Below are 20,421 nucleotides of genomic sequence, written 5' to 3' on the forward strand. Positions count from 1 at the left end.
CCCTACGGCGTTCGCGTCAGGAAGCGGATGTGACGCGGTACACGTCGTAGACGCCCTCGACGTTGCGCACCACCTTCAGCACGTGGCCGAGGTGCTTCGGGTCGCCCATCTCGAACGAGAAGCGGCTCACCGCGACCCGGTCGCGCGACGTGGTGACCGAGGCGGACAGGATGTTCACCTTCTCGTCGGCGAGCACCTTGGTGATGTCGGACAGCAGGCGGTGCCGGTCGAGCGCCTCCACCTGAATCGCCACCAGGAACACCGACGACTCCGACGGCGCCCACTCCACCTCGACCAGGCGCTCCGGCTGGGCCCGCAGATCGTCGGCGTTGGTGCAGTCGGTGCGGTGCACGCTCACCCCGCCACCGCGGGTGACGAAGCCGAGGATGTCGTCACCAGGCACCGGGGTGCAGCAGCGGGCCAGCTTCGCCCACACGTCGCTGGCGCCCTTGACCACCACGCCGACGTCGCCCGAGCCGCGCCGCCGGGTGACGGTGGACGGGGTGGACCGCTCGGCCAGCTCCTCCTCGGCCTCCTCGACGCCCCCGAGCAGCGCGACCAGCCGCTGCACGACGTGCTTGGCACTGGTGTGGCCCTCGCCGACGGCGGCGTAGAGCGAGCTGATGTCGGAGTAGCGCAGCTCGGCGGCCACCGCGCCCATCGAGTCGGCCGACACCAGGCGCTGCAGCGGCAGCCCGACCTTGCGGACCTCCTTGGTGATCAACTCCTTGCCGGCCTCGATCGCCTCGTCGCGGCGCTCCTTGGCGAACCACTGGCGGATCTTGGCCCGCGCCTTGGGCGAGGCGGCGAAGGCCAGCCAGTCCCGGGAGGGCCCGGCACCCTCGGCCTTCGAGGTGAAGATCTCGACGACCTCGCCATTGTCCAGCTTGCGCTCCAGCGCGACCAGCCGGCCGTTCACCCGCGCGCCGATGCACCGGTGCCCGACCTCGGTGTGCACCGCGTAGGCGAAGTCCACGGGAGTGGACCCGACCGGCAGCGTGATCACGTCTCCCTTGGGGGTGAAGACGAAGATCTCCCGGGTGGCCAGGTCGTAGCGCAGCGACTCGAGGAACTCGCCGGGGTCGGCGGCCTCCCGCTGCCAGTCCAGCAGCTGCCGCATCCACGCCATCTCGTCGATGTCCACCGCGTTGGCAGGATTGTTACCGTGCGTGCCTCGGCTTTCCTTGTACCGCCAGTGCGCGGCGATGCCGTACTCGGCGGTGCGGTGCATCTCGTGCGTGCGGATCTGCACCTCCAACGGCTTGCCGTCGGGGCCGATCACCGTCGTGTGCAGCGACTGATAGACGCCGTAGCGGGGTTGGGCGATGTAGTCCTTGAACCGGCCCGGCATCGGCTGCCACAGCGCGTGCACCACGCCCATCGCCGCGTAGCAGTCCCGGACGTCCTCCACCAGGATCCGGACGCCGACCAGGTCGTGGATGTCGTCGAGGTCGCGGCCGCGGACGATCATCTTCTGGTGGATCGAGTAGTAGTGCTTCGGCCGGCCCTCGACCTTCGCGGTGATCCGGGACGCGCCGAGGTGCTTGGTCAGCTCGCCGATCACCCCGCGCAGGTAGATGTCCCGGGACGGGGCCCGGTCGGCGACCAACCGGACGATCTCGTCGTACTTCTTCGGCTGCAGGATCGCGAACGCCAGATCCTCCAGCTCCCACTTGACCGTGGCCATGCCGAGCCGGTGCGCCAGCGGGGCCAGCACCTCGAGGGTCTCCTTGGCCTTGCGGGCCTGCTTCTCCGGCGGCAGGAACCGCATGGTGCGCATGTTGTGCAGCCGGTCCGCCAGCTTGATCACCAGGACCCGCGGGTCGCGGGCCATCGCGATCACCATCTTGCGGATGGTCTCCGCCTCGGCGGCGGTCCCGAGCTTGACCTTGTCCAGCTTGGTGACCCCGTCGACCAGCTCGCCCACCTTGTCGCCGAAGTCGGCCTTGAGCTTCTCCAGCGAGTAGCCGGTGTCCTCGACGGTGTCGTGCAGCAGGGCGGCCACCAGGGTGATGGTGTCCATGCCCAGCTCGGCCAGGATGGTCGCCACGGCCAGCGGGTGGGTGATGTACGGGTCGCCGGACTTGCGCCGCTGGTCGCGGTGCAGCTCCTCGGCCACGTCGTAGGCCCGTTGCAGCAGCGCCAGGTCGGCGTTCGGGTGCAGCTCCCGGTGCACCGCGGCCAGCGGCTCCAACACCTGCTTGACCGAGGCGGCCCGCTGCGCGGTGATCCGCCGCGCGAGCCGCGCCCGCACCCGCCGGGTCGCCGACGGTGCCCGGGTGGCCGCGCCGGGCTGGGCGGCCCGCGCCGGGTAGCCGGGTTGGGCCGGCACACCGGAGTGGAGCTCTTGGCTCACCCGCACCTCCCGCTGATCGCGCTCACGGACCGCGCCCGTCGATCGCGTTCCGTTGACCCCAGCGTAACCCCGGGCGTCCCGGCGGCGCGGCGCGGCGCCGCACGAGCGGTCAGCGCACCCGCAGCGCGTGTACCCGGACCGCGGGCAGCCGCTCCCGCCCGCCCAACCCGGCCAGCTCCAGCACCACGGACACGCCGGTGACCTCGGCGCCGACCTCGCCCAGCAACGCGCAGGTGGCGGCGGCCGTGCCACCGGTGGCCAGCACGTCGTCGATCACCGCGACCCGGCTGCCGGCCGGCACCGTACCGGCCGGCAGCTCCAGCGTGGCGGTGCCGTACTCGAGGGCGTAGTCGATCCGGCCGTCCACCGACGGCAGCTTGCCGGGCTTGCGGATCAGGGTCACCCCGAGCCCGCGGGCGTAGCCGACCGCCGCGGCCAGCAGGAAGCCCCTGGCCTCGATCGCGGCGAGCAGCTCCGTCGTCGGGTCGAGCGTGCCGGCGAGCGCGTCGACCACCGCGGCGAACGCCGCGGCGTCGCCGAACACCGGGGTCAGGTCGCGGAACAGCACCCCCGGCTCGGGGAAGTCCGGCACCTCGGCGATCAGGTCGAGCGCCGTGTCGAGCCTGCCGAGCCCGGCGGAGGAGCCGCCGGTCATCCGCGCTTGCCGCGCTTGCCGGCCGGCCGGCCCCGGCGCTGTGCCGCCTTCGACGGCGCCGTCTTCGGGTGGCGGGCGGGCACGCTCGCCGCGGCGGCGTACGCCTTCTCCCTGCGCAGCTCCGTCTCCAGCGCCGCGTCGTCGGTGGTGTCCAGCTCGTCGCCCTCGCGCTCGGCGGCGGCCTTGCGCGCCACGTTCTCCCGCCGGGCCCGCACCCGTTCGGCCTGCTGCTGGAACCGCGGGTCCCGCATCTTCAGGTCGACCAGCAGCGGGGTGGCCAGCAGCACCGACGACAGCACGCCGGCGAGCATGCCGGTGAGCTGCACCAGCGCCAGGTCCTGCAGCGTGCCGGAGCCGAGCAGGACGTAGCCCACCACCATCAGGCCGAGCACCGGCAGCAGCGCGATGACCGACGTGTTGATGGACCGCATCAGGGTCTGGTTGAGCGCGAGGTTCGCCGCCTCGCCATAGGTGCGCCGGGTCAGTCCGAGCAGGCCGCGGGTGTTCTCCTTGACCTTGTCGAACACCACCACGGTGTCGTAGAGCGAGAACCCGAGGATGGTCAGCAGACCGATCACGGTCGCCGGGGTGACCTCGAAGCCGACCAGCGAGTACACACCGGCGGTGACCACGATGTCGTGCAACAGCGCGACCAGCGCGGCGATCGCCATCTGCCGTTCGAAGTAGAGCGCGAGGAAGATCGTCACCAGCACGAGGAACACGGCCAGCGCGATCAACGCCTTCTCGGAGATCTCACCGCCCCACGTCGAGCTCACCGCGCTGTCGCTGATCGCGTCGATGGACGGCGCACCGGTGACGCCGATCGGCTTCAGCTGGTCGAACAGGGCCTGCTTCACCCGGCCGACCTCGGCGACGTCCAGCGTCTGCGAGCGGATCTGCACGGTCGCCGCCTCGCCGACGCCGACCCGCTGCGCCTCCGTGGCCGGCTCGCCCAGCGCGTCGCGGAAGACCTCCTTGGCCTCGTCCGGGGTGATCTCCCCGTTGGCGCCCTGCGCGGGCATCTGGATCTGCGTGCCGCCGACGAACTCGATCCCGAGGTTGAACCCCTTGATCCCGATCGAGCCGATGCACACGGCGATCAGCACCGCGAACACCACGTACCAGCGCTTGCGGGCGCCGACGATGTCGAACGCGCCGGTGCCGACGTAGAGCCGGTGGAAGACGCTGTCCTTCTTCACCTTCCCGGTGCCGGGCTCGGCCGGCGTCGGCTCCGCCGTGTCGCCCCCGTCCCGCGTCGGGTCCTGCCGGTCCTCGGCCACCTCATGCCTCCTTCGCAACCGCGCCGGGGACCCGGCCGGCGGCTCGGCGGCTGGCCCCCAGCCGCTGCACCGCGCCCAGTCCGGAGAGCTTCGGGCTGGACAATCTCTTCGACCTCGCGATCAACGCCACCAGTGGGTGGGTCACCAGGAACACCACGCTCAAATCCAGCACGGTGGACATGCCGAGGGTGAACGCGAAGCCCTTGACCTCGCCGACCGCCAGCGTGTACAGCACGGCCGACGCGAGGAAGAGCACCGCGTCCGAGGCGAGGATGGTGCGCCGGGCGCGGATCCAGCCGCGGGACACCGCGGACCGGAACGTGCGACCCTCGCGCATCTCGTCCTTGAGCCGTTCGAAGTACACCACGAACGAGTCGGCGGTGACGCCGATGGCGATGATGAACCCGGCCACCCCGGCCAGGTCGAGGGTGAACCCGATCCACCGGCCGAGCAGCACCAGCACCGCGTAGACCACCGTCGCCGACAGGAACAGCGACAGCACGGTGAGCACGCCCAGGATCCGGTAGTAGAACAGGCAGTACACGAACACCAGCGCGATGCCGATGCCGCCGGCGATCAGGCCCGCCTGCAGCGAGGACAGCCCCAGCGTCGCGGACACCGTCTTGGCGTCGGAGGACACGAACGACAGCGGCAACGAGCCGTACTTGAGCACGTCGGCGAGCTGCTTGGCCTCGGTCTGGCTGAAGTTCCCGGTGATCCGGGTCTTGCCGTCGAGGATCGCGACCTGGATGGTCGGCGCCGACACCACCTGGGTGTCCAGCACGAACGCGGCCCGCTGACCGACATTGGCCGAGGTGAACTCCGCCCACTTCTGGGTGCCCTCGGACTTGAACTCCAGGTTCACCGACCAGCCGGGCTGGTCGGTGGCGGGGGTGGCGGTCGCGTCGGAGATCTGCTCACCGGGCAGGAAGCTCGGCCCGAGGACGAACTTCTCGGTGCCGTCCTCGGCGCAGGTGACCAGCGGCAGGTTCGGGTCGTCGTTGCCGCGCAGCGGGTCCTCCTGGCCGCAGTCCAGCGCCACCAGCGCCTGCTGCTGGGCCTGCTGCGCCGCGGCCGCCTGCGCGGGGTCGCCCGGGTTCTCCGGCACCAGTGCCGGGTTCTGCCGTAGCTCCTTGGCCTGCTGGATCTCCTGGGCGGTCTGGTCGTCGACCACCCCATCACCGTCACCGCCGTCCGGCGGGTTCTGCGCCGGCGCCGCGGCCGGTGCGCCACCGCCACCGGCGGGCTGCTCACTCCGCTGGTCGGCGCCCTGCTGTTGTTGGTCGCCCTGCTGCTGGCCGGCGTCGGGCTGCTGCTCCGCGCCGGGCTGCCCCTCGGGCGGCTGCTGGCCCTCCGCGGGGGGCTGCTGGCCCGGGGCGGTCGCAGGACCGGCGGGCACCGCGTTGATCACCTTGCGGAAGTAGAGCTTGGCGGTACGGCCCAGGTTCTTGGCCTGCTCGCCCTCCTCGCCGGGCACGGTGATGACGACGTTGTTGCCGTCGAGCACCACCTCGGCGCCGCTGACACCGATGCCGTTGACCCGGGTGTCGATGATCTGCCGGGCGCGCTCCAGCGCCTCCCGGGACGGCTCACCGCCGTCGGGGGTGCGCGCGGTCAGGATGACCCGGGTGCCGCCCTGGAGGTCGATGCCCAGCTTCGGGGTCGGCTTGCCGTCGCCGGTGAGGAACACCAGCGAGTACAGCACGGCGACGATGAGCGCGAAGAAGGCGAGATAGCGTCCCGGGCGGATCTGCCCGGCCGGAGGTGCCACGGTCGGTCGTTCTCCTCGAACTGGTCTTCGGCTGGTAGGGGCGGCCGCGCGGGAGCCCGGCCTGCGGTGTCACCGCGAACGCCCGCAACACCGAGACACTAATCTACCCACCGCCCTACTAACGGCGGAGCGCGACCGGGGGAACACGGACCGGTCCGGCTCGGGCCGTGCCGGTTCACCGGCGCGCCGCTGGGGTAGGTCAGGTGCCACCGGTGCGCGGGCCGCCCGCCACACGAGTGCTCCCGCGATGGCGCGCGTCGGCGCCGGGCGACCCTACCGACTGCCGCGTGTGGCGAGTGTTGGCCCGGCGCCGACGCCGGCCCGCCACGCCGGCTGGACTCACTTCTTCTTGTGCTCCAACGGCGGGGCCACCTCGGCCTCAACCTTCTCGGCGGTGTCCGGGGTGGTGTCCGCGGGGGCGGTCTCCACCTCGTCAGTGGCCTCGGCGCCGTCGGTGTCGCCGCCGTCCTCGTCCAGCACGATCTTCTCGCGCACCGCCTGACGCAGCCACGTGGTGACCACGCCGTCGGCGATCTCGAGATCGATGGTGGTCTCGTCGCTGGCGTCGGCGACGGTGGCGTAGAGGCCGGAGGTGGTCATCACCCGGTCGCCCTCGGTCAAGCTGCTCTGCAGCTCCTGCTGCTGCTGCGCCATCCTCTTCTGCTTGCGACTGCCCATGATGAGCGGGATCGCGACGATCAGCATCAGCAACAGCGGCAGGAAAAGGCCTTCCATGACTCTCCATTCGGCGGGCGCCGCACGCCTCGGCGACGTCCGGTTTGTGGGGATGTGCTCTTGTCGAGTGTGCCAGGTGCCACCGGCACCACCGCACCGGAGGTCGCCGGGCCGGCCGATCGGAGTCGCGCGCACCCGGTCCGCCGCGGTTCCCACCGGTGCCGATTCCGCGCAACCCCGGTCGAACAACCCCGGTCGAACAACCTCAGTCGAACAGCGTCGGCTCCGACTGGTCGAAGCGGCCGAGCTCGACCACGCCGAAGTCGACCGCGGAGCCGGCGGGCGGGCGCATCCCGAGATGCTCCCACGCGGCCACCGTCGCCACCCGACCCCGCGGGGTGCGGGCGAGCATACCCGCGCGGACGAGGTAGGGCTCACACACCTCCTCCACGGTGGCCGGCTCCTCCCCCACCGCGACGGCCAGCGTGGACACCCCGACCGGGCCGCCGTTGAACGACCGCACCAGCGCCCCGAGCACCGCCCGGTCCAGCCGGTCCAGGCCCAGCTCGTCGACGTCGTAGACCTCCAGCGCGGCCCTGGTGACGTCCAGGGTGACGACGCCGTCGGCGCGCACCTCGGCGTAGTCCCGGACCCGGCGCAGCAGCCGGTTGGCGATCCGGGGGGTGCCTCGGGAGCGCCGGGCGACCTCGGCCGCGCCGTCCGGGTGCACCTCGATGCCAAGGATGGCCGCGGAACGGCGGACGACCTGTTCGAGCTCGTCCGGGGCGTAGAACTCCATGTGCCCGGTGAAGCCGAACCGGTCACGCAGCGGCCCGGTCAGCGCCCCGGACCGGGTGGTGGCGCCGACCAGGGTGAACGGCGCGATCTCCAGCGGAATGCTGGTGGCGCCGGGCCCCTTGCCGACCACGACGTCCACCCGGAAGTCCTCCATCGCCAGGTACAGCAGCTCCTCGGCGGGGCGGGCGATGCGGTGGATCTCGTCGATGAACAGCACGTCGCCCTCGACCAGGTTGGACAGCATCGCGGCGAGGTCGCCCGCGCGTTCCAGGGCGGGTCCCGAGGTGATCCGGATGGCGGCGTCCAGCTCGGCGGCGATGATCATCGCCAGGCTGGTCTTGCCGAGCCCGGGCGGGCCGGACAGCAGCACGTGGTCGGGCGGGACGCCGCGCTTACGGGCGCTGGCCAGCACCAGCTCCAACTGCTCGCGCACCCGCGGCTGGCCGACGAAGTCCGCCAGCCGGCGCGGGCGCAACGTGGTCTCCACCTCGCGCTCCCCGACCTGCGGCAGGGCGGACAGCGCCTCGTCGGTCGGGTCGAGGTCGGTCACGGTGTCGCCCCCGTCTCCGTCATCCATCGGCACAGTGCCCATTCACGAACGTCCGCCCATTCACGAACGTCCGCCCATTCACGATCGTCCGTTCACGGTCCTTCCGCCCCGCATGGTGCCCGCCGGGGGTCACCGCTTGCGACCGAGGGTGGCCAGCGCGGCGCGCAGCACGCCCGCGGTGTCGCCGGCCCCGTCCGCGGCGAGCACCTTGTCCACCGCCTGCTCGGCCTGCTTGGCGGCGAAGCCGAGGCCGGTCAGCGCCTCGACCACCTCGCCGCGCACGGCCGAGCCGGCCGGCGCCCCGCCGGGTGCCGGGCCGCCGTCACCGGCGGCGGCGACGACCTTGTCCCGCAGCTCCAGGGTGAGCCGCTCGGCGCCCTTACGGCCGATTCCCGGGACCTGGGTGAGCACGGTGATGTTGCCCTCGGCCAGCGCGGTGCGCAGCGTGTCCGGGTCGAGCACGGCGAGCGCGGCCAGCGCCAGCCGTGGGCCGATCCCGGACACGGTCTGCAGCAGGCCGAACAGCTCCCGAGACTCGGGGTCGGCGAAGCCGAACAGGGTCAGTGAGTCCTCCCGCACCACCAGCGCGGTGTGCAGCCGGGCCTGCTCGCCGCGGCGCAGGGTGGCGAGGGTGGCCGGAGTGGCCTGCACCGCCAGCCCCACGCCGCCGACCTCGACCACGACGTGGTCGAGGCCGACCGAGAGCACCTCGCCCCGTACCGAGGAGATCATCGCCGTACCCCCGCCGATCGCGCCGACCGCACCGTTCGCGCCGGCGATTGTCCCTCCCGCTCGGCAGGGCCGGCCGCCCGGGCCGCCGCGGCCAGCCGGGCCCGGTGCCGGCGGGCCAGCTCGGCGGCGCGGGCCTCCGCCTCGGCCACCCGCGCCCGCATCGGCTCGCGCCACAGGTGGCAGATGGCCAGTGCGAGCGCGTCGGCCGCGTCGGCCGGCCGCGGCGCCTCGGCCAGCGTCAGCAGGCGGGTGACCATGCCGGCGACCTGGGCCTTGTCGGCCCGACCCGAGCCGGTCACCGCCGCCTTGACCTCGCTCGGCGTGTGGAATCCGACCGGGAGGCCGCGGCGGGCCGCGCTCAGCGCCACCACCCCGCCCGCCTGTGCGGTGCCCATCACCGTGCGCACGTTGTGCTGGCTGAACACCCGCTCCACGGCGACCGCCTGCGGGCGGTAGCGCTCCAGCCAGTCCTCGACCGCGTCGGCCACCCGCAGCAGCCGGGTGGCGAGGTCCGCGTCGGCCGGGGTCCGGACCACGTCCACCGCGACACAGCTCACCGCGCGGCCGGTGCCGCCGTCGACCACGCCGAGGCCGCACCGGGTCAGCCCGGGGTCCACGCCGAGCACTCGCACCTGCCCACCTTCCGCCGAACATCAGTTCGAGGTCGCAGACTACCGGTGCGGGGCGGCGGCTCCGGTCAGGACGCGCCGCGCGGGTCGGCGCGGCCGGCCAGGTCGACTCTGGTCGACTCTGGTCGACTCGGCTCAGTGGAGCCGGACCAGCGCCTGGACCGGCACGTGGTCGGAAGGGTAGCGCCCGTCCACCCGGAACGGGTTGATCGCCGCCCGCAGCACCTCCACCCGGTCGTCGCCGAGCACCCAGTCGATCCGCGGGCCGTCGAGCACCGGGTCGCGGTAGTTCGGGAAGGTGCCCCACGCGGGGGTGAGCCGCCGGGCCGCCGCGGTCCAGGTGTCGACCAGCCCGCCGTCGGTGACCAGGACGCGGTAGGACTCGGAGTCGCCCGCCGGCGTGTTGAAGTCACCGGTGACCAGCACGGACAGGCCCTCCTCGACCCCGCGGACGCGGTCCAGCACGAGCTCCGCGCTGCGCTGGCGGGAGTTCTCCGAGCGGTGGTCGAAGTGCGTGTTGAGGTGCACGAACTCGCGCGAGGTGCGGCGGTCGCGGAATCGCACCCAGGTGACCATCCGGACCACCGTGTTGCCCCACGACGTCGATCCGATCAGCGCCGGGGTGTCGGACAGCCAGAAGTGGTCGAAGTCCCGCGGCTCCAGCCGGCGGGTGTCGTAGTAGACCGCCATGAACTCGCCGCGGCCGCCGCCCTCCCGGCCGAGCCCGATCCAGTCGTAGTACCGGGGCAGGTCGGCGGCCACCTCCTTGACCTGGTGGTACAGCGCCTCCTGCACGCCGAGCGCGGTCGGCTGCTCGATCTCCAGGAACCGCGCCAGCACCGGCCGCCGGTCGGTCCAGGAGTCCGGCGTGCCGGGTGCGGCGCCGGCGTCGTAGCGGATGTTAAACGAGACCACGTGCAGCGTGTCCCCACCGGCCCTGCCGATGAGGGCGTCCCGGTGCCCGGCGGACGCGGTGCCGGTGCCGGTGCCGAGCAGCCCCGCCATTCCCGCCGCGCCGACCGCGCCGAGCATCCCGCGCCGGGTGATCCCGGCCTTCTCCTCCGCCATGCGTCCTCCCGGTCGGGCCGTGCCGTGCTCGGCGCCGAGCGTCCCCGGCACCGGTGTGCGCGACCCGACCAGCGGCCGACGGGGAGGCGAACAGCGGCCGAACCGTTCACCACTGAAGTCCGATGTGGACGGTCAGGGTCCGTCGACGCCGGGGGTCCAGCTCTCCGGGGCGCCGCTCACGGTGAGGACGGGCTGCCAGGTGGCGAAGCCCTCCGGCGCGCGCTCCTCCCACGGCCACAGCCCCTCAGGGGTGGGCACGATGATCTGCACCGCCGGGAAGTCGCCGTCCGGGTACACCAGGAACGCGCTGCCGAAGAACTCGGGGTAGTGCCCCTCGGCAACCCGCTCGAAGGTCACCGGAACGCCCTCGAAGAAGTCGTGGTAGAGCCGGCCGAACACGAACCGCTCCCCGGCCGCGGCGCGGTCGACGTAGGCGTCGAGGAGCACCGGCGCGATCTCCTCGGGCAGCCCGATCACCACCGCCTCCGGCACCTCGTGCAGTGCCCATGCGCACGCGGTGAAGCTGTAGCCGGCGCCGTGCTCGTCCGGCGGCACGGTGATGACGGCGTTCCCGCGTTGCTCACCCTGGCTGATGATCCACTCGCGGAGCTCGTCTTCTCGGGCATCGAGGGTGTCCAGGGAGTCCATCGTCACGGCGGACATTGTGCCGTACCCGGCCGCGCTCGCCCAGGCTCCCGCGCCGGAATCCTCGCCGGGACGCCGGTCTCCCGCGCCGAGCGGTGACCCGACCTCGGTGAGGACCTCGTCGGAAACGTGGAATCGGACACCGCCGCGCCACGCGAACCTCTACGCCCCCACCTCGGTGAGGACCTCGTCGGAAACGTCGAAGTTCGCGTAGACGTTCTGCACGTCGTCGCAGTCCTCGAGCGCGTCGATCAGCTTGAACACCTTCTTGGCGCCCTCGGCGTCCAGCGGCACGCTCACCGACGGCACGAAGCCGGCGTCGGCCGACTCGTAGTCGTACCCGGCCTCCTGCAACGCCGACCGGACGGCGACGAGGTCACCGGCCTCGCTGACGATCCCGAAGCTCTCCCCGAGGTCGTTGACCTCCTCCGCGCCGGCGTCCAGCACCGCCGCCAGCACGTCGTCCTCGCTCAGGCCGTTCCTCGGCATGATCACGACGCCCTTACGGTTGAACAGGTACGCCACCGAGCCGGGGTCGGCCAGCGAGCCACCGTTGCGGGTCAGCGCGGTGCGCACCTCGCTGGCGGCGCGGTTCCTGTTGTCGGTGAGGCACTCGATGAGCACCGCGACGCCGTTCGGGCCGTAGCCCTCGTACATGATCGTCTGCCAGTCCGCGCCACCGGCCTCCTCACCGGCGCCGCGCTTGCGCGCGCGCTCGATGTTGTCGGCGGGCACCGAGTTCTTCTTCGCCTTCTGGATGGCGTCGAAGAGCGTGGGGTTGCCGTCCGGGTCGCCCCCGCCGGTGCGCGCGGCGACCTCGATGTTCTTGATCAGTCTCGCGAACAGCTTGCCACGCTTGGCGTCGAGGGCGGCCTTCTTGTGCTTCGTGGTGGCCCACTTGGAGTGGCCGCTCATCTCTCCTCCATCTCGATCGGGTGCCCCCGGGTGCTAGGCCTCGCGAACGAGGCGCACGAACAGCCGGTGCACGCGCTCGTCGCCGGTCAGCTCCGGATGGAACGCGGTGGCAAGCACCGGGCCCTGCCGGACCGCGACGATCCTAGCCCCCACCGCTCCCGCCTCCGGCGTGCCCGGTGTCCTGGCCAGCACCTCGACACCGTCGCCGGCCTTCTCCACCCATGGTGCGCGAATGAACACGGCGTGCAGCGGGCCGCCCTCGACACCGGCGAAGTCGAGGTCCTCCTCGAAGGAGTCGACCTGGCGGCCGAAGGCGTTGCGCCGCACGACGATGTCCAACCCGTCGAGCTGCCGCTGGTCGGGCCGGCCGTCCAGGGCCTGCCTGGCGAGCAGGATCATCCCCGCGCACGAGCCGAACGCGGGCATGCCCTCGGCGATCCGCGCGCGCAGGGGGTCGAGCAGCTCGAACGTCTCGAGCAGCCGGGACATCGTGGTGGACTCCCCACCCGGCAGCACCAGACCATCCACCGCGGACAGCTCGGCGGGGCGGCGGACGGGCACCGCCCTCGCCCCGGCCCGCTCCAGCATCACCGCGTGCTCGCGGACGTCGCCCTGCAACGCCAGCACGCCGATCACCGGCCGCGCGTTCGCCACTCGGCCTCCTTCCGTTCGCCCGATCTCCCCTGGTCAAGGGTACCGGCGGGCGGCCGGTGCCGGCGCGCGGCCGGTGCGGCACGGGTCAGCCGTGGGCGGCCACCCGCAGCGCCTGGTCCAGGTCGTCCCACAGGTCCTCGACGTCCTCGAGGCCGATCGACAGTCGCAGCAGCCGCGGCGGCACCCCGCAGGCGGCCAGGTCGGCGTCACCGACGAGGCGGTGGGTGAGCGCGGCGGGATGCTCGATGAGGGTGTCCACCGAGCCGAGGCTCACCGCGGGCGTGACGAGGCCGAGCTTGGCCACCACCACGTGCGGGTCACCGGCCGGCTCGAAGGCCAGCATCGCGCCGGGGCCGCGCAGCTGCCGGCCCAGGACGGCCTCGTCACCGGCGGCCAGCCCCGGGTAGCGCACGTGGCGCACCCCCGAGTGCTCGGCCAACCGCCCGGCCAGCTCGGTGGCGCTGCGCTGGGCCGCCTCAACCCGCAGCGGCAACGTGGCCAGCCCGCGGTGCAGCAGGTAACCACCGAGCGGGTGCAGCACGGCACCGGTGAGGATCCGCAGTTGGCGCAGCGGGCCGGCGCGGTCGGCGGCGCAGGCGACCACGCCGCCGAGCACGTCGCCGTGCCCACCGAGGTACTTCGTGCCCGAGTGCAGCACGTAGGCGGCGCCGTGCGCGGCCGGGTTCTGCAGCACCGGAGTGGCGAACGTGTTGTCCACCAGCACCGGCACGTCGCCGGCCTGGTCGACCACCGCCGCGATGTCCACCAGGTCCAGGCTCGGGTTGGCCGGCGTCTCGAGCACCACCAGACCGGTGTCCGGGCGCAGCGCCGCGGCGACCTCGTCCGGGGCGACGTAGCTGGTCGTCGTGCCGAGCAGGCCGGTGCCGAGCAGGTGGTCGGTGCCGCCGTAGAGCGGGCGGACGGCCACGACGTGCGGCCGGCCGGTGGTGAGGCAGGCGGCCTGCACCACCGCGGTCACCGCGGCCATCCCGCTGGCGAAGGCGACGGCCGAGTCGGTGCCCTCCAGCTCGGCCAGCGCGCGCTCGAACCTGGCCACCGTCGGGTTGTGCAGCCGCGCGTACACCGGGGAGGCCGCCGACTCGGCGCCGTCGGCCCACTCGCCCAGCGCCCGGCCGCCCAGGTCCTGGTCGGGGACGGGGTAGGTGGTGGACAGGTCGATCGGTGGGGCGTGCACCCCGAGCCGGCCGAGGTCCTGCCGGCCGCCGTGCACCGCCCGCGTGCGCAACCCACCCGGCATGCCACCCGACATGAAGACCTCCTCGCTTCGACGGAACGAGGAGATACTGCAGGAACCACGGGAGAATTGGTCGTACACAGAATTCTCTTCGACAAACTAGGAGAGTACGGTGCTGGATGCGGTGGACGCGGACATCGTGGCCGCGTTGCAGAAGGACGCTCGGCTGCCGAACAAGGACCTCGCCGCGCTGGTGAACGTCGCCCCGTCGACGTGCCTGGTCCGGCACCGGGCGCTGCGGGAGCGCGGGGTGATCACCGGCTACCGCGCGGAGGTTGACCTCGGCCAACTGGGCCGGCCGCTGCAGGCGGTGATCGCGGTGCGGGTGCGGCCGCACACCCGGGCCGTCGTGCGCCCGTTCATGGCGGCGGTGCTGCGGCTGCCGGAGACGATCTCGGTGTCGCACGTGGCCGGGCCGGAGGACTTCCTGGTGCACGTGGCGGTGGCCGACGCCGCGCACCTGCAGCGACTGGTGCTGGACGCGTTCACCAGCCGGCCGGAGGTCGCGCAACTGCACACGAACCTGCTGTTCGAGCACGTGCGCAAGGAGGAGGTGCCGCCCACACCCGACGTGCTGGCCTGAAGCGGTGTCAGGGCACGCCCAGCAGGCGCAGCCCGGCGGCGGTCGCGGCGGCGGCCAGCACCACCACGACGAACGGGGCCTTCCGCCAGGCGAGCACCCCACCGACGGCGACACCGGCCGGGCGGGCGATCCCGGCGAGCTCGGCGCCCTCCATCAGCGCGGCCGTGCCCACGAGCGCGGCCAACAACACCACCGCGGAGGTGGCCATCAGCCGCTCCGCCTTCGGCGAGAGCGCGAACCGGGCGCGCAGCAGCGGGCCGGCGAACCGGAACGCGAACGTCCCGGCACCGAGCACCAGCGTCGCGACGACCAGGGTCACCGTCATGTCCGCGCTCAGCACGCCGCCTCCCGTTCCCGGCCGGGACCGGTGTCGTCGCGGCCCGGCGTGGTCGGCTCGGTGGGCTCGGTGGGCTCGCTGGGTTTCGTGGGGCCGAGGCCGGCCAGCACGCCGGCCAGCGCGAGCAGCACCGGCAGGCCGGCGGGCAGGAACGGGGCGGTGGCCAGCGCAATCGCCACGCCCACCAGGGTGGCCCGCCGGACGGCCCGGTCCCGCAGCGACGGCAACACCAGGGCCAGCAGCACCGCGGGGAACGCGGCGTCGAGGCCGAACACCGCGGGGTCGCTGATCGCGGCACCGCCGACGCCACCGATCGCGACGCCGACGTTCCAGCACACGAAGAGCCCGGCGCCGCACACCCAGTAGGCCGCCCTGCGCCGCGCGACCTCCTCCTGGGCCAGCGCGAAGGCGACCGTCTCGTCGATCATCAGGTGGCTGCCGACGATCCGGCTCGCCCACCGGCGGCCGAGGACGTCGCCGACCGCGAAGCCGAACGGCACGTGGCGGGCGTTGACCAGCAGTCCGGCGAGGACCGCGGCGATCGGGTTGCCGCCCGAGGCGATGATGCCGACGAACATGAACTGGGCGGCGCCGGCGAACACCACGACCGACAGCAGCATGGGCAGCCAGATCGGGAGGCCGGAGCTCACCGCGATGGCACCGAAGGAGACGCCCACGATGGTGTCGGCGAGGCACACCAGGCCGATGTCACGGGCGAGGGTACGGTCCAGGGTCTGCCATATCGAACGCATCGCCTTCTATACTGAACAACCACCATGGCGTTCGTCAAGCCGAACGAAGCGACTTGTGGAGCGAACGAATGACGGGCGAGGACAGCAGGAGGAACGGCGCTCCGCTCGACGTGATCGCGGCGTCCCTGCGCCGCGAGCGGCGCAGGGCCGGGCTGTCACTGGCGGAGGTGGCCCGGCGGGCCGGGGTCGCCAAGTCGACGCTGTCGCAGCTGGAGGCCGGAGTCGGGAACCCGAGCGTGGAGACGTTGTGGGCGCTCGGCGTGGCGCTGGACGTGCCGTTCTCCCGGCTGGTGGACCCGCCGCGACCCGCGGTGCAGGTGATCCGGGCCGGCGAGGGACCGGCCATCCACTCCGAGCGCGCCGACTACGTGGCGACGTTGCTGTCGGCGTGCCCGCCGCAGGCGCGGCGGGACCTGTACCTGATCTCGGTGCAGCCCGGCGCGGCGCGGGAGTCGGCGCCGCACATGCCGGGCGTGGTGGAGCACGTGGTGCTCAGCACCGGGCGGGCACTGGTCGGGCTGGCCGACGAGCCGACGGAGCTGGCCCCCGGTGACTATGTCGCCTATCCGGGCGACGTGGCGCACGTCTTCCAGGCACTGGAGCCGAACACCCTCGCGGTGCTGCTGTCCGAGCACACCTGAGATCCCGGGAATCGTCGGCCCCTCCCGCTAACCTGGGGCAATGTCCGAGCACGCACACACCCACGAGCATCGGCCGGATCCACCTGACGGAGCCGGATCGTTTTCCCTGCTGTCCTACGTGGAACGCGAGGAAGCCAGGCGCGCCGAGACCGGGCCGACCTTGGACGAGTGGCTGGCCAGCATCGAGGAGTTCCGCATTCCCGACATCACCAGGGAGTCGATCGTCGCGACAATCCGAGAGGTCCGCGACGCGGAGAACCCACGCGAGGTCGATCGGTGACAGTGCCACGAGTCGTCGTTGACGCCTCCGCCTACATCGAGCTATTGGGTTCCCCCGAACCTGCGTTGCGGCACCGACTGCACACGTCGTCCCTGGTGGCACCCGAGCGCATCGACCTCGAGATCGTTCACTTTCTGCGAAAGACCACGCGACTCGCCCCGAACACGGCCGAACAGGCAACCCACATCGTCCGTTCGCTTCCGCAGGCCCCCATCACCCGGGTCCCTCACCGAAGCCTGGTGGACCGGATCTGGACGCTTCGACATGCGGTGACCGCTTACGACGCCGCCTACGTCGCCCTTGCCGAACGCCTCGACGCTCCCCTTGTCACCACTGACGCCAAGCTGGCCCATTCGAACGGGCATCACGCGAAGATCGAGCTCTTCGCCGCTTCCTGATCACCACCCGGCTGGTCCGGGCGACCGTGCGGATCACCTGGACCAGCCTGCGGACTACCAGCCGCGCTCGGCGAGGCGGTGCGGCTCGGGCACGTCGTCGACGTTGATGCCGACCATGGCCTCCCCGAGGCCGCGGGACACCTTCGCGATCACGTCCGGGTCGTCGTAGAACGTGGTGGCCTTCACGATGGCCTCGGCCCGCTTCGCCGGGTCGCCCGACTTGAAGATGCCGGAGCCGACGAACACGCCCTCGGCGCCGAGCTGCATCATCATGGCGGCGTCGGCCGGCGTGGCGATTCCGCCCGCGGTGAACAGCACCACCGGCAGCCTCCCACGCTCGGCCACCTCCTTGACCAGCTCGTACGGCGCCTGCAGCTCCTTCGCCGCGACGTAGAGCTCGTCCTCCGGCAGCGACGTCAGCCGGCGGATCTCCGCCCGGATCCTGCGCATGTGCGTGGTCGCGTTGGAGACGTCGCCGGTGCCGGCCTCACCCTTCGACCGGATCATCGCCGCGCCCTCGTTGATCCGCCGCAGCGCCTCACCGAGGTTGGTCGCACCGCACACGAACGGCACGGTGAACGCCCACTTGTCGATGTGGTTGGCGTAGTCGGCCGGGGTGAGCACCTCGGACTCGTCGACGTAGTCCACTCCGAGCGACTGCAGCACCTGCGCCTCGACGAAGTGCCCGATCCGCGCCTTCGCCATCACCGGGATGGACACCGTGGAGATGATGCCCTCGATCAGGTCCGGGTCGCTCATCCTGGCCACGCCGCCCTGCGCACGGATGTCGGCGGGCACGCGCTCGAGCGCCATCACGGCGACCGCGCCGGCGTCCTCGGCGATCTTGGCCTGCTCGGGGGTGACCACGTCCATGATCACACCGCCCTTGAGCATCTCGGCCATCCCGCGCTTGACGCGCGCGGTGCCGGTCTGCGACGCGGCGGGGTTCGGAGACTGGACGTCAGACACTGCGGGAGCCTTTCAACAGGAGAAACCAACGTTGTCCACCCCAGGATACGTGCGACGTGGACCGCTCTCCCAGGCCAGTAGACGGGTATCTCAGCAGTCCACTTTCCGGTGGTCGGACGCACCGGTCGCCCCGGTAATCGGCCGTCCGTGGCCTTGCCGTGCGGCGCGATCAGGTGTGTGATCGAGGACACACGACGTCGACCTCGCGAGGAGATCCACCATGGCCGAGAAACACGGGAAGAACGGTGATGCCGGGGCCGCGGTCGCTGTGGACGACCCGGCGAAAGTCCGCAACGTCGTCCTGGTCGGCCCCTCGGGGTCGGGCAAGACGACGCTGACCGAGGCGCTGCTCGCGGCCAGCGGCACGGTGAGCAGGGCCGGCTCGGTGACCGACGGCACCACCGTCTGCGACCACGACCCCGCCGCGGTGCGCCAGCAGCGCTCCGTCGGGCTCTCGGTCGCGCCGCTGATGCACGGCGACATCAAGATCAACCTGATCGACACCCCCGGGTACGCCGACTTCGTCGGTGAGCTGCGGGCCGGGTTGCGGGCCGCCGACGCCGCGCTGTTCGTCGTCTGCTCCGCGGAAGGAGTCGACGCGGCGACGGTCTCGTTGTGGGAGGAGTGCGCGGCGGTCGGGATGCCGCGGGCGGTGGTCGTGGCCCGGCTCGACCACCAGCGCGCCGACCCGGAGGCCGAGATCGCGGCGTGTCAGGAGGCGTTCGGCGCCGGCGTGCTGCCGTTGTACCTGCCCGCCGGTGGCGGCCGCACCGGCCTGATCGGCCTGATCACCCAACGCTTCTACGACTACTCGGACGGCCACCCGCCGCGGATCACCGAGCCCGACCCCACCGACCTCGACCGGCTCACCGACGCCCGCAACGCGCTCATCGAGGGCGTCATCGCCGAGAGCGAGGACGAGACCCTCATGGACCGCTACCTCGCCGGGGAGGACATCGCCGAGGAGACGCTCATCACCGACCTGGAGACCGCCGTCGCCCGCGGGTCGTTCCACCCGGTCATCCCCGCCTGCGCCGCCACCGGCGTCGGCCTCGCCGAGATCCTCGACGGCATCGCCCGCGCCTTCCCCTCCCCGCTCGAACATCCCCTCCCGGACGTCACCGCGCCCGACGGCACCCCGCACGAGCCACTGCGGGCCGACCCGAACGGCCCGCTCGCCGCGGAGGTCGTGCGAACCGCGGTCGACTCCTACGTCGGGCGGGTCTCGCTGGTCCGGGTGTTCTCCGGGACGCTGCGGCCGGAGCGGTCGGTGCACGTGTCCGGGCACGGCCTCGCCGAGCGCGGCCACGAGGACCACGACACCGACGAACGCGTCGCCCACCTGTACTCGCCGCTCGGCGCGACCCTGCGCGAGGTGCCGTACTGCGTGGCGGGCGACCTCTGCGCGCTCACGAAGGTCGGCTCCGCGGAGACCGGCGACACGGTGTCCCTTCCGGACGAGCCACTGCTGATGAAGCCGTGGACCATGCCCGAGCCGCTGCTGCCGGTGGCGGTCGTGGCCAAGACCCGCAGCGACGAGGACAACCTGTCCCGCAACCTCTCCCGGCTGGTCGCCGGTGACCCGACGCTGCGGCTGGAACGCAACCCGGAGACCAAGCAGCTCGTGCTGTGGTGCATGGGCGAGGCTCACGCCGACGTCGTGTTGTCCCGGCTCCGCGCCGGCGGCACCGAGGTGGACACCGAGCCGGTGCGCATCCCGCTCCGGGAGACCTTCGCCGGACCGGCCCGCGGGCACGGCCGGCACGTCAAGCAGTCCGGCGGCCACGGGCAGTACGCCGTGTGCGACATCGAGGTCGAGCCGCTCCCCCGCGGCGCCGGCTTCGAGTTCGTCGACCGGATCGTCGGCGGCGCCATCCCGCACCAGTTCATCCCGAGCGTGGAGAAGGGGGTACGGGCACAGCTCACCCGCGGTCTGCTCGACGGCAACCCGGTGGTGGACGTCCGGGTGACGTTGGTCGACGGCAAGGCGCACAGCGTCGACTCCTCCGACGCGGCCTTCCAGACCGCCGGTTCGCTGGCACTGAAGGACGCCGCCGCCAACGGCCGGATCATCCTGCTGGAACCGCTCGACGAGGTCACCGTCCGGCTCCCCGACGAGCACCTCGGCACGGTCCTCGGCGACCTCTCCGCCCGCCGCGGCCGGGTGCTCGGCACCGAGGCCGACGCCGGCGGCTGCACCGTGATCCGCGCCGAGGTCCCGGCCGCCGAGCTGCTCCGCTACGCCAGCGACCTCCGGTCGATGACCTCCGGCACGGCCAGCTTCACCCGCCGGCACGCCCGCTACGACCCCCAGCCCCAGGGGATGACCGCCGCCACCTGACCCCGTGTCCGCGGCCTGTGTACACGTGTCCGCGCTCCGTGTACGCGTGTCCGCGCTCCGTGTACGCGTGCCCGCGTCGTGCGGCGCGGACAGGCGCGCATGACGCGCGGACACGGCAACGGAGAGCGGGGCCAGTC

Annotated in this window: 21 protein-coding genes; 5 read left to right on the forward strand and 16 right to left on the reverse strand. The window is 72.4% G+C overall.

Annotated elements, in window-relative coordinates; genetic code table 11:
- Positions 1 to 16: 16 nt before the first annotated feature.
- The 13 genes from BM051_RS22050 to BM051_RS22110 form a co-directional block, all read right to left on the reverse strand.
- The gene (locus BM051_RS22050; RefSeq protein WP_092533869.1) at positions 17 to 2,356 is read right to left on the reverse strand and encodes a RelA/SpoT family protein; all 2,340 of its coding nucleotides are present in this window, start codon (positions 2,354 to 2,356) and stop codon (positions 17 to 19) included.
- A gap of 109 nt (positions 2,357 to 2,465) precedes the next feature.
- Positions 2,466 to 3,011, reverse strand: coding sequence for an adenine phosphoribosyltransferase (locus BM051_RS22055; RefSeq protein WP_092533666.1), 546 nt, complete (start codon positions 3,009 to 3,011; stop codon positions 2,466 to 2,468).
- Entirely contained in the window at positions 3,008 to 4,210 is a 1,203-nt protein-coding gene (secF, locus tag BM051_RS22060) for a protein translocase subunit SecF (protein ID WP_243859710.1), read from the reverse strand. Before secF ends, BM051_RS22055 begins: the two co-directional genes overlap by 4 nt.
- An 82-nt stretch (positions 4,211 to 4,292) precedes the next feature.
- On the reverse strand, positions 4,293 to 6,062 hold the full coding sequence (gene secD / locus BM051_RS22065; RefSeq protein WP_092533672.1) for a protein translocase subunit SecD: 1,770 nt from the start codon (positions 6,060 to 6,062) through the stop codon (positions 4,293 to 4,295).
- A gap of 339 nt (positions 6,063 to 6,401) precedes the next feature.
- On the reverse strand, positions 6,402 to 6,797 hold the full coding sequence (gene yajC / locus BM051_RS22070; protein WP_092533675.1) for a preprotein translocase subunit YajC: 396 nt from the start codon (positions 6,795 to 6,797) through the stop codon (positions 6,402 to 6,404).
- Positions 6,798 to 7,002: 205 nt separating this feature from the next.
- Positions 7,003 to 8,112, reverse strand: coding sequence for a Holliday junction branch migration DNA helicase RuvB (ruvB, locus tag BM051_RS22075; protein ID WP_092533872.1), 1,110 nt, complete (start codon positions 8,110 to 8,112; stop codon positions 7,003 to 7,005).
- 102 nt (positions 8,113 to 8,214) lie between these two features.
- Positions 8,215 to 8,817, reverse strand: a complete 603-nt coding sequence (gene ruvA / locus BM051_RS22080; RefSeq protein WP_092533678.1) for a Holliday junction branch migration protein RuvA — start codon at positions 8,815 to 8,817, stop codon at positions 8,215 to 8,217.
- On the reverse strand, positions 8,814 to 9,449 hold the full coding sequence (gene ruvC / locus BM051_RS22085) for a crossover junction endodeoxyribonuclease RuvC (protein ID WP_092533681.1): 636 nt from the start codon (positions 9,447 to 9,449) through the stop codon (positions 8,814 to 8,816). The genes ruvA and ruvC overlap by 4 nt, the downstream gene beginning before the upstream one ends.
- A gap of 132 nt (positions 9,450 to 9,581) precedes the next feature.
- The gene (locus BM051_RS22090) at positions 9,582 to 10,514 is read right to left on the reverse strand and encodes an endonuclease/exonuclease/phosphatase family protein (RefSeq protein WP_243859699.1); all 933 of its coding nucleotides are present in this window, start codon (positions 10,512 to 10,514) and stop codon (positions 9,582 to 9,584) included.
- Positions 10,515 to 10,646: 132 nt separating this feature from the next.
- Positions 10,647 to 11,177, reverse strand: coding sequence for a DUF4262 domain-containing protein (locus BM051_RS22095; RefSeq protein ID WP_092533684.1), 531 nt, complete (start codon positions 11,175 to 11,177; stop codon positions 10,647 to 10,649).
- A 144-nt stretch (positions 11,178 to 11,321) separates the two neighbouring features.
- A complete protein-coding gene (locus BM051_RS22100) occupies positions 11,322 to 12,074 on the reverse strand; it encodes a YebC/PmpR family DNA-binding transcriptional regulator (RefSeq protein ID WP_092533687.1) in 753 nt (250 codons plus the stop codon).
- Between the two features lie 33 nt (positions 12,075 to 12,107).
- Complete coding sequence (gene pdxT, locus BM051_RS22105) at positions 12,108 to 12,728, reverse strand: pyridoxal 5'-phosphate synthase glutaminase subunit PdxT (protein ID WP_092533690.1); 621 nt, start codon at positions 12,726 to 12,728, stop codon at positions 12,108 to 12,110.
- An 85-nt stretch (positions 12,729 to 12,813) separates the two neighbouring features.
- Complete coding sequence (locus tag BM051_RS22110) at positions 12,814 to 13,986, reverse strand: trans-sulfuration enzyme family protein (RefSeq protein WP_092533878.1); 1,173 nt, start codon at positions 13,984 to 13,986, stop codon at positions 12,814 to 12,816.
- Between the two features lie 109 nt (positions 13,987 to 14,095).
- Here BM051_RS22110 and BM051_RS22115 point away from each other — a divergent pair, with 109 nt between their 5' ends.
- Positions 14,096 to 14,566, forward strand: a complete 471-nt coding sequence (locus BM051_RS22115; protein ID WP_092533693.1) for an Lrp/AsnC family transcriptional regulator — start codon at positions 14,096 to 14,098, stop codon at positions 14,564 to 14,566.
- 7 nt (positions 14,567 to 14,573) lie between these two features.
- Here BM051_RS22115 and BM051_RS22120 read toward each other — a convergent pair whose 3' ends face one another.
- Together BM051_RS22120 and BM051_RS22125 are read right to left on the reverse strand one after the other, a co-directional pair.
- Entirely contained in the window at positions 14,574 to 14,891 is a 318-nt protein-coding gene (locus BM051_RS22120; RefSeq protein WP_092533881.1) for an AzlD domain-containing protein, read from the reverse strand.
- Between the two features lie 8 nt (positions 14,892 to 14,899).
- Positions 14,900 to 15,655 (reverse strand): AzlC family ABC transporter permease, encoded by a 756-nt coding sequence (locus tag BM051_RS22125; protein WP_092533696.1) that lies wholly within the window; start codon positions 15,653 to 15,655, stop codon positions 14,900 to 14,902.
- A 68-nt stretch (positions 15,656 to 15,723) separates the two neighbouring features.
- Here BM051_RS22125 and BM051_RS22130 point away from each other — a divergent pair, with 68 nt between their 5' ends.
- Genes BM051_RS22130 through BM051_RS22135 form a run of 3 tightly spaced genes read left to right on the forward strand, consistent with a single transcriptional unit; the run spans position 15,724 to position 16,974 of the window.
- Positions 15,724 to 16,296: a helix-turn-helix domain-containing protein gene (locus tag BM051_RS22130; protein WP_092533699.1), complete on the forward strand. Its 573-nt coding sequence runs from the start codon at positions 15,724 to 15,726 to the stop codon at positions 16,294 to 16,296.
- 40 nt (positions 16,297 to 16,336) lie between these two features.
- On the forward strand, positions 16,337 to 16,576 hold the full coding sequence (locus tag BM051_RS28650; RefSeq protein WP_134046296.1) for a hypothetical protein: 240 nt from the start codon (positions 16,337 to 16,339) through the stop codon (positions 16,574 to 16,576).
- The gene (locus BM051_RS22135; protein ID WP_208325992.1) at positions 16,573 to 16,974 is read left to right on the forward strand and encodes a type II toxin-antitoxin system VapC family toxin; all 402 of its coding nucleotides are present in this window, start codon (positions 16,573 to 16,575) and stop codon (positions 16,972 to 16,974) included. The genes BM051_RS28650 and BM051_RS22135 overlap by 4 nt, the downstream gene beginning before the upstream one ends.
- A gap of 54 nt (positions 16,975 to 17,028) precedes the next feature.
- Here BM051_RS22135 and pdxS read toward each other — a convergent pair whose 3' ends face one another.
- Entirely contained in the window at positions 17,029 to 17,943 is a 915-nt protein-coding gene (pdxS, locus tag BM051_RS22140) for a pyridoxal 5'-phosphate synthase lyase subunit PdxS (protein WP_092533705.1), read from the reverse strand.
- 220 nt (positions 17,944 to 18,163) lie between these two features.
- Between pdxS and BM051_RS22145 the strand changes: the two genes are divergently transcribed.
- A complete protein-coding gene (locus tag BM051_RS22145) occupies positions 18,164 to 20,284 on the forward strand; it encodes an elongation factor G-like protein EF-G2 (RefSeq protein WP_092533708.1) in 2,121 nt (706 codons plus the stop codon).
- The last annotated feature ends 137 nt before the right edge of the window (positions 20,285 to 20,421 follow it).

It is taken from the genome of Amycolatopsis arida (assembly GCF_900115565.1).
Classification (GTDB): domain Bacteria; phylum Actinomycetota; class Actinomycetes; order Mycobacteriales; family Pseudonocardiaceae; genus Yuhushiella; species Yuhushiella arida.

Bases quoted from the DNA above. Each gene is read 5' to 3' on its own strand.
- BM051_RS22055 (WP_092533666.1), bottom strand. From the start codon at position 3,011: ATGACCGGCGGCTCCTCCGCCGGGCTCGGCAGGCTCGACACGGCGCTC.
- yajC (WP_092533675.1), bottom strand. From the start codon at position 6,797: ATGGAAGGCCTTTTCCTGCCGCTGTTGCTGATGCTGATCGTCGCGATC.
- ruvB (WP_092533872.1), bottom strand. From the start codon at position 8,112: ATGGATGACGGAGACGGGGGCGACACCGTGACCGACCTCGACCCGACC.
- ruvA (WP_092533678.1), bottom strand. From the start codon at position 8,817: ATGATCTCCTCGGTACGGGGCGAGGTGCTCTCGGTCGGCCTCGACCAC.
- BM051_RS22090 (WP_243859699.1), bottom strand. From the start codon at position 10,514: ATGGCGGAGGAGAAGGCCGGGATCACCCGGCGCGGGATGCTCGGCGCG.
- BM051_RS22095 (WP_092533684.1), bottom strand. From the start codon at position 11,177: ATGTCCGCCGTGACGATGGACTCCCTGGACACCCTCGATGCCCGAGAA.
- BM051_RS22100 (WP_092533687.1), bottom strand. From the start codon at position 12,074: ATGAGCGGCCACTCCAAGTGGGCCACCACGAAGCACAAGAAGGCCGCC.
- BM051_RS22110 (WP_092533878.1), bottom strand. From the start codon at position 13,986: ATGCCGGGTGGGTTGCGCACGCGGGCGGTGCACGGCGGCCGGCAGGAC.
- BM051_RS22120 (WP_092533881.1), bottom strand. From the start codon at position 14,891: ATGACGGTGACCCTGGTCGTCGCGACGCTGGTGCTCGGTGCCGGGACG.
- BM051_RS22125 (WP_092533696.1), bottom strand. From the start codon at position 15,655: ATGCGTTCGATATGGCAGACCCTGGACCGTACCCTCGCCCGTGACATC.
- BM051_RS22130 (WP_092533699.1), top strand. From the start codon at position 15,724: ATGACGGGCGAGGACAGCAGGAGGAACGGCGCTCCGCTCGACGTGATC.
- BM051_RS28650 (WP_134046296.1), top strand. From the start codon at position 16,337: ATGTCCGAGCACGCACACACCCACGAGCATCGGCCGGATCCACCTGAC.
- BM051_RS22145 (WP_092533708.1), top strand. From the start codon at position 18,164: ATGGCCGAGAAACACGGGAAGAACGGTGATGCCGGGGCCGCGGTCGCT.